This window comes from Xenorhabdus santafensis (genome assembly GCF_033949405.1).
In the GTDB taxonomy this organism is placed as follows: Bacteria; Pseudomonadota; Gammaproteobacteria; order Enterobacterales; family Enterobacteriaceae; genus Xenorhabdus; species Xenorhabdus santafensis.
On the sequence record NZ_VCDN01000479.1, the window covers coordinates 1 to 264 of the forward strand.

Below are 264 nucleotides of genomic sequence, written 5' to 3' on the forward strand. Positions count from 1 at the left end.
CTATTTCTGGATCTCTTTCAAACTCTTTTTCTACTTCTTTTCGAAATTGTTGTTCTTGATATTGCGCTTGTCTCCAAATCTGCTGAAACGTTTCCCCATGAACCGAAATATCTACATGATATCCTTCTTGCAGCCGCTTTTTATTTACTAATGCATCTACACAATACTCTTTTACTTTTTCTAAACTATATCCTTCACGAAAATAGAGCATATGATCTCTATGATCAATAACAGCCATTTCTTTTTCTTTCTTTTCTAATACTG

General features: G+C 33.0%; 1 protein-coding gene. It reads right to left on the minus strand.

The annotated features are described in order from the left end of the window. The coding region (locus FE392_RS21035; RefSeq protein WP_319932013.1) for a hypothetical protein at positions 1 to 264 on the minus strand (264 nt) is incomplete at both ends.